The organism is Pseudonocardia oroxyli (assembly GCF_900102195.1).
GTDB classification, from domain to species: domain Bacteria; phylum Actinomycetota; class Actinomycetes; order Mycobacteriales; family Pseudonocardiaceae; genus Pseudonocardia; species Pseudonocardia oroxyli.
On record NZ_FNBE01000043.1, the window covers coordinates 1 to 6,596 of the forward strand.

7 protein-coding genes are annotated in these 6,596 nt (G+C 69.9%); all 7 read right to left on the minus strand.

Annotated features, from left to right (window positions below; genetic code table 11):
• Positions 1-592, minus strand: a 592-nt coding sequence (locus BLS43_RS29065) for a ribose-phosphate diphosphokinase (protein ID WP_143030298.1), incomplete at its 3' end; no start/stop codon positions are given.
• 143 nt (positions 593-735) lie between these two features.
• Positions 736-1,515 carry a glutamine amidotransferase gene (locus BLS43_RS29070; RefSeq protein ID WP_093089900.1) on the minus strand — a complete coding sequence of 260 codons (780 nt, stop codon included), beginning with the start codon at positions 1,513-1,515 and terminating at the stop codon, positions 736-738.
• Between the two features lie 63 nt (positions 1,516-1,578).
• A complete protein-coding gene (locus tag BLS43_RS29075; RefSeq protein ID WP_093089901.1) occupies positions 1,579-3,036 on the minus strand; it encodes an aldehyde dehydrogenase family protein in 1,458 nt (485 codons plus the stop codon).
• Positions 3,029-4,519 carry an aldehyde dehydrogenase gene (locus tag BLS43_RS29080; protein WP_093089902.1) on the minus strand — a complete coding sequence of 497 codons (1,491 nt, stop codon included), beginning with the start codon at positions 4,517-4,519 and terminating at the stop codon, positions 3,029-3,031. Before BLS43_RS29080 ends, BLS43_RS29075 begins: the two co-directional genes overlap by 8 nt.
• Positions 4,520-4,521: 2 nt before the next feature.
• Positions 4,522-4,854, minus strand: coding sequence for a cupin domain-containing protein (locus BLS43_RS29085; protein WP_245707916.1), 333 nt, complete (start codon positions 4,852-4,854; stop codon positions 4,522-4,524).
• 8 nt (positions 4,855-4,862) lie between these two features.
• Positions 4,863-5,039 carry a hypothetical protein gene (locus BLS43_RS31565; RefSeq protein ID WP_245707917.1) on the minus strand — a complete coding sequence of 59 codons (177 nt, stop codon included), beginning with the start codon at positions 5,037-5,039 and terminating at the stop codon, positions 4,863-4,865.
• Between the two features lie 72 nt (positions 5,040-5,111).
• Complete coding sequence (locus tag BLS43_RS29090) at positions 5,112-6,566, minus strand: nicotinate phosphoribosyltransferase (RefSeq protein ID WP_093089047.1); 1,455 nt, start codon at positions 6,564-6,566, stop codon at positions 5,112-5,114.
• Between the last annotated feature and the right edge of the window lie 30 nt (positions 6,567-6,596).

Here is a 6,596-nt window from a genome sequence, read left to right on the forward strand (position 1 = left end):
CCATCCGGGTGGCGAACTGCTTGTTCAGCTTCACCCGCCCCGCGTCCGGAGCGACGACCACCAGATCGTCGTCCAGACTCGCGAAGTGGTCGGCGAGCATCATCAACGCGGTCATGTGATCCACCGGGATGCCGAAGAAGCCCTGCAGCTGACCCGCGTGCAGGTCCATGGTCAACACCCGGTCCACCCCGACCGCCTCCAGCGTGCGGGCGACCATCCGGGCCGAGATCGGCTCGCGCGGGGCGGACTTCTTGTCCTGCCGCGAGTAGCCGTACCAGGGGGTCACCGCGATCACCCGGTGGGCACTCGCCCCCACGGCGGCATCGACCATCACCAGCAACTCGAGCAGGGCGTCGTTGGCGTTGACCCCGGCAGCGGGGTTGGCACACATCGGCTGGACGAGGAACACGTCCGCGCCACGGATCGACTCCTCGAACCGGCAGTACATCTCGTCGTTGGAGAAGGTCTTCAGCGTCACCGGCCCGAGGTCGACCCCGAGCTGCCCGGCGATCCGCTCGGCCAGCTCGGGGTTCGCCCGGCCCGAGAACAACATCAGCCGCTTGTCGTAGCCCTGCTGCAGCGACGCGGTCATGAGTCCACCCTTCATCGGGGATCGGACCGTCGGCCCGATCCCATCACCTGGTCGATCGCCGCGGAGCGCGGCATGCCGGACCGCGCCCCCGCACCACCCGGTCGACGTTCACCGCGCCGACCACGAGCACACGAGACGTCATGTCATCCCTCGGGGCCACCTGCGGCCCACGCCAGGATCGAGGTCCACAGACCGGCGTAGTGCTCCCACTCCACGAACTCCGGCGGCGCCCAGTGCGGGGCGAGGTCCGAGGTGAAGGCGACCGAGCGCCCCTGCCCGTAATGACCCACCACCAGGAGCGGATCGTCGCCGCTGCGGGCCACGACCTCCGCCCCCTCCTTGGGGAAGGTCCGGTTGTAGCCCAACAGCATCGGCCACTCGGCGGGGGTGCCGCCGAGCACGGGGTGGGCCGGGTCGCACACGTCGACCTTCAGCCCGTCGGAGATCTCCACCCGGTCGTCGGTGGGCATCAGATCGACCGGCAGCACGTCGGCGAGGGGACTCATGCCGTAGCGCGCCTTGCCGTCGATGCCGGTGAACGACAGGTAGCCGCCGATCATCACCAGTCCCCCACCACGGCCCACGTACTCCCTGACCAGGGCGAGTTTGTTCGGCGACGGCTCCGACCGCAGGAAGGTCTCGTCCGGCAGCAGAAACGAGTTCGAGCCGATGTCGGAGATGACGACGACGTCGAACGCGTCGAGCGCCTCCGCCGACTTCGGGAAGGACGAGGAGATCTCATGGCCGCGCACGTACGTCAGCTCGTGGCCCGCCGCGCGCACGCAGTCCAGGAAGCCGCCGGCTCCCTCCTCGTACTCGGTGGAGTGGAACTGGTCGAAGCCCTTCATGTGGATCGTGTGCTTGATCCAGGACTCCCCGGCGACCAGGACGCGCAACGGGGCGGACCTCGGGTTCTCGGGCACGTGCCCTCCTCTCGGCTCGGACTGACTATAAACGATTCTGGTCACCGCTCGGCGGGTCGCTTCTCACAAGCTCACCTCCGAGAACACGAGCAGCCGCGACTCCGTGTAGTCCTCCATGGCGGCGCGCACACCTTCGCGTCCGATACCGGACTCCTTGACTCCGCCATAGGGCATCTGTTCGGCCCGGAAGGTGGGGATGTCGCCGATGATGACACCGCCGACCTCCAGCTCGCGATGGGCGCGAAACGCCGTCCGGACGTCGTGGGTGAAGACCCCCGCCTGCAGCCCGAAGCGGGAGTCGTCGAGTGCTCGCAGGCCCTCGTCGATCCCGTCCACGGCGGCCACGGTCAGCACGGGGCCGAAGGCCTCGTCCCGACAGAGGCGCGCCTCGGCCGGGGCGTCGACGAGCACGGTGGGCTGGACCAGCGTCCCGCTGACCCGCCCGCCGGTCAGCACCTCGGCGCCGCCGGCGGCGGCCTCGGCGATCCAGTCCCCGACCCGCTCCGCCGCGGCTCGGTCGATCAGCGGCCCGACCGTCGTCTCCTCGGCCCAGGGGTCACCGACGACGAGCCGCTCGACCTCCTCGACCAGCATCGGCACGAACGCGTCGTACAGCGCGCGGTCGACGAGGACACGCTGCACGGAGATGCAGGACTGACCCCCTTGGGCGTTCGCGCCGGTCGCGATCCGGCGCGCCGCCCGCCGGAGGTCGGCTCCCGAGCTCCAGTCCGGGCAGATCAGGACACCGGCGTTGCCACCGAGCTCGAGGGTGACGTGCTTGCGGGGCACGGCGTCGCGGATGGCCCAGCCGACCGGGCCGGACCCGGTGAACGACACCACGGGCAGGCGCGGGTCGGCGACGAGGTCGGGGGCGACGGCGTCCTCCACGGTGAGCACGGAGAACGCGCCCGGGGGAAGATCGCATCCCGCGACGACCTCGCCCAGCAGCAGGGCGCTGAGCGGAGTCTTCGGCGCGGGCTTGAGCACGATGGGTGCCCCCACCGCCAGGGCGGGTGCCACCTTGTGCGCGGCCAGGTTCACCGGGAAGTTGAACGGGGTGATGCCCAGGACGGGGCCCCGCGCGAACCGGCGATGCAGAGCCAGGCGGCCGTCTCCGGCAGGCTCACTGTCGAGTCGCTGAAGCTCACCGGACCACCGCAGCGCCTCCTCCGCCGCCCACCGGAAGGTCAGCGAGGCCCGGTGCACCTCGGCTCGCGACCAGGTGATCGGCTTGCCGCTCTCGCGGGTGATCGTGGCGGCCACCTCGTCCCGGCGCTCGAGCAGCGCCGTCGACACCTGCCGCAGCGCCTCGGCGCGGCGGTGGGCGGGCACCGCACGCAGGTCGCCGGCCGCCTGATGGGCCAGGTGCAGCGCCTGCTCCACATGCTCGGGATCGGCGAGGGCGACCTCGGCCACGACGTCGCCGGTCCACGGGTCCCGCACCGGATGCCTCCCGGAACCGGACACCGCCCGTCCGGCGATCCAGGACCCGGCCCGCGGCGCCGTCGTCGTGCTAGCCACCGAGGCCCGCCGGCCTGGCCTCGAAGACCATGGTCTTGTTCTCGAGGTAGGGCAACAGCCCCGCGACGCCGCCCTCGCGGCCGACGCCCGACTGCTTGAACCCGCCGAAGCCGATGCCGAAGTCCGCCCGGTTGTCGTTGTGTCCGACGGTCCCGGAACGGAGCCGCCTGCCCACGGCGAGCGCGCGGTCGAGGTCGGGGGTGAACACCGAGGCGTTGAGCCCGTACGGCGAGTCGTTCGCGATGCGGACCGCGTCCTGTTCGTCTCGCGCCGGGATCACGGTCAGCACCGGGCCGAAGATCTCCTCCTGGGCGATCCGCCACGAGTTGTCCACGTTGGCCAGGACCGTGGGCTCGACGTACCAGCCGCGGTTCAGGCCCGGGGGCCTGCCGCCGCCGCTCGCGAGCGTGGCGCCCTCGCTGATCCCGATGCCGATGTAGCCCTCGACGCGCGCTCGCTGCCGGGCGGTCGCGAGCGGCCCCATCTGCACCGACGGATCGAAGGGATCACCCACCTTGACCTGGGAGAACGCCGCCGCGAGGCCCTCCACCATCTCGTCGTGCCGGTGCCGGGGGACGATGATCCGGGTCAGCGAGCCGCAGATCTGCCCGGTGAGGAAGCACTCCGCGCCCGCCAGGACCCGAGCCGCGTCGGCGACGTCCGCGTCGTCCAGCACGACCGCCGCGGACTTGCCCCCGAGCTCGAGCGTGTAGCGCCCGATCCGCTCGGCCATGATCCCGGCGATGGCCTTCCCCGCGGCCGTCGACCCGGTGAAGGTGATCTTGTCGACCCGCGGGTCCCGGACGAGGCGCTCGGAGACCTCGCGGTCGGCGGTCAGCACGTTCAGCACCCCGGCGGGCAACCCCACCTGCTCGGCGATCTCGGCCATCACCAGCGCCGCACCGGGCGCCTCCGGGGAGGCTTTGAGCACCACGGTGCACCCGGCCAACAGAGCCGGGGCGAGTTTGAAGGCGATCAGCGACATCGGCACGTTCCACGGGACGATCGCCCCCACCACGCCCACCGGTTCCCGCACGATCGCTCCGAACCCGGCGCCACCCGAGGGGGTGGCGGGCTCCTCGAAGGCGAAGGTGTCGGCGAGGTCGGCGTAGTACGCGTAGGCGCCGGTGACCTCGCTCGTCAGCACCGCCCGCGCGGCACCGACGACGATCCCCGACTCCCGCGTCCAGAGCTGCGCCACGTCCTCGGCGCGCTCGGCGATCGCGGCACCGATGGCCCGCAGGTACTCGGCGCGCCTGCCGGGAGTCATGCGCGGCCACGGGCCGTCGTCGAACGCGGTCCGTGCGGCACCGACCGCGGCGGAGACGTCGGCCTCGCGCGCCTCCGCGACACTGAAGTAGACCTCCTCGGTGCCGGAGTCGACGACGTCGATCACGTCCGTGGAGGACGGGGCGACCCACCGGCCGCCGATGTAGAACTCGGCCACCCGCTCGAGGGGCACGCCGGCGGTCTGCACGGTCATGGTCAGACGTCCTGTCGGGCGTGGAACGACACCTTGCGGAGGGTTTCGACGGTCCGCCAGGTGCAGGTGTCCCGGGCGAAGAGGCGGACGACGTCTCCCGGTCCGATCGCGATGGTCTCGCCGGTGCGGTGGAAGGTGACCTCGGCCTTGCCCTCGAGGACGACGAAGATCTCGTCGGCGGTGACGCCGTCGTACTCGCCGACCTCGGCACCCCAGACGTCCACCGCGGTGTCCGCGGTGATCCCGTCCAGGTAGCGGGCGCCGGTGCGGAACTCGGGGGTCTTCGGGGTCCAGTCGAGCTCGGCCGCGAAGGCGTTCCCCAGAAGCTGGCTCACAACACTCCTCATCGATGGCCCGCCGCGGTGAACAGGCGGCGGGGATTGGCGGTCGACAGGCCCGCGGGCGACCAGCGCGGCGACCGCGGCCGCCGGCAGTCCGGGTCCTCCCCGGACGGATCCAGGTGACACGGCAGCACCGCCTCGGGCCGGACCCCCTCCTCGTCGAGGACGGTGTCGAGCACCTCGTGGGCGCGCCGCTGCCAGTCGTGCGGGCCGGCTGGCGCCCCGCGGGGGGACGGGGCGCCGGGCCGGGATCAGGCGGAGACGGCCATCTCCGAGGAGACGGTGCGCATCGGCCCGACATGGTCGATGTAGTAGGACTCCGGCACCTCCTTCTCGCTGTTCGCGATCAGCTCGGTGAAGTCCCACTTGCGCAACAGCTTGCCGTCCCGGAACACCGGCTGCAGCACGTTCTCCGACTCCGGGATCGACCCCTTCGGCACCGTGGTGTACACGCCGTCCTCGCGCTTGAGCGCCAACCTGCCCCGCTTCGACGCCTTGAACGCCGCACCCGTCGGCGACTTCGCGATCTCACGCCACTGCCCGTCCACACACACCGCAGACGCCTTCTGACCGAAGTTCATGGTGTCGCGGTTCCAGTGCTGCAACAGACCACCACCCATACCGAACACCGCGTTCTCCGCGGAGAACCCACGCCGCTCCAACTCCATGTACACCTGCGGCAGCGAGTGGAAGTTCACCCCGTCGCCCTGCACCACCCGGATGAACGGAGGCAACACCTTGAACCCCTTCGAGTTCACCGTGTACCCGAAGATGTCCATCAACCAGCCGGTGGTGTCCGCGGTGACCTGCACGATGTCCCCCGAGTCGGGACGCACACCGACCAGGCCCGGGAAGTTCTGCACCATCTCCTTGAGCTCGCCGCCGATGATGTTCTTGACACAGTTCTCGTGGTCGTAGGTGTCGGTGAGCACGAGCGCACAGCCCTCGGGGGCGTAGGTCTCGAGCATGTTCCGGATCGCACCCACCTCGTCGTCCCGCCCCCACGCGCAGAAACCCGCGTGCTCGGCGTTCGGGCCGGAGTTCGAGACCTTCCCCGCGTTGTAGTAGCGCTTCGCCGCGAGGATGCCCGGCACCGTGTCCGACTGGTCGAAGTTCACCAGGTGCGCCAACCCACCCAACGCCGCGGACTGCTGCGAGCTCACCCCACGGGCGCCGTAGTCGTGCAACATGAACCGCAACCCCGCCGACGAGTCCGCCGTACGGTCCAACGCCTCCTTGATCACCATCTTCGACAACCAGCTGACCGTGCCGATCGTGCTCGGATACCACACCGCCCGCAGCAGCGCGGTCTCGAAGAAACTGGTCGCCCAGAAGTACCTCGGGTCGGTGTTGACCACCTGCACCAACACGTTGCGGGCAGGCAACACCGTCCCCTCCGGCACCGCCTCGATCTCCACCGGCAGATACCCGCCGTGATCGTTCAAGATCCCCAACCAGTTCTCCCGGTTGAAGTGCATACCCTGCTCGCGGACCACGAACTCCGCCTCGTCGATGTCCTCCAGCGTGATCGGCTTCATCAGCTTCTCCCGCAGATACACCTGCAACCCCACGAACATGGTGACCGGGAACAGACCACCACGAGACTCGATGTAGCTCGACACGTACTCCGTACCCTTCGGGTACAGCGGATAGTGACAGTGCTTGTAGTTGTCCGTGTCGATGATCAGGTTGTCGAGATACCCCATCGGTCCACCTTCACTTGAGTCGTTTCTAGT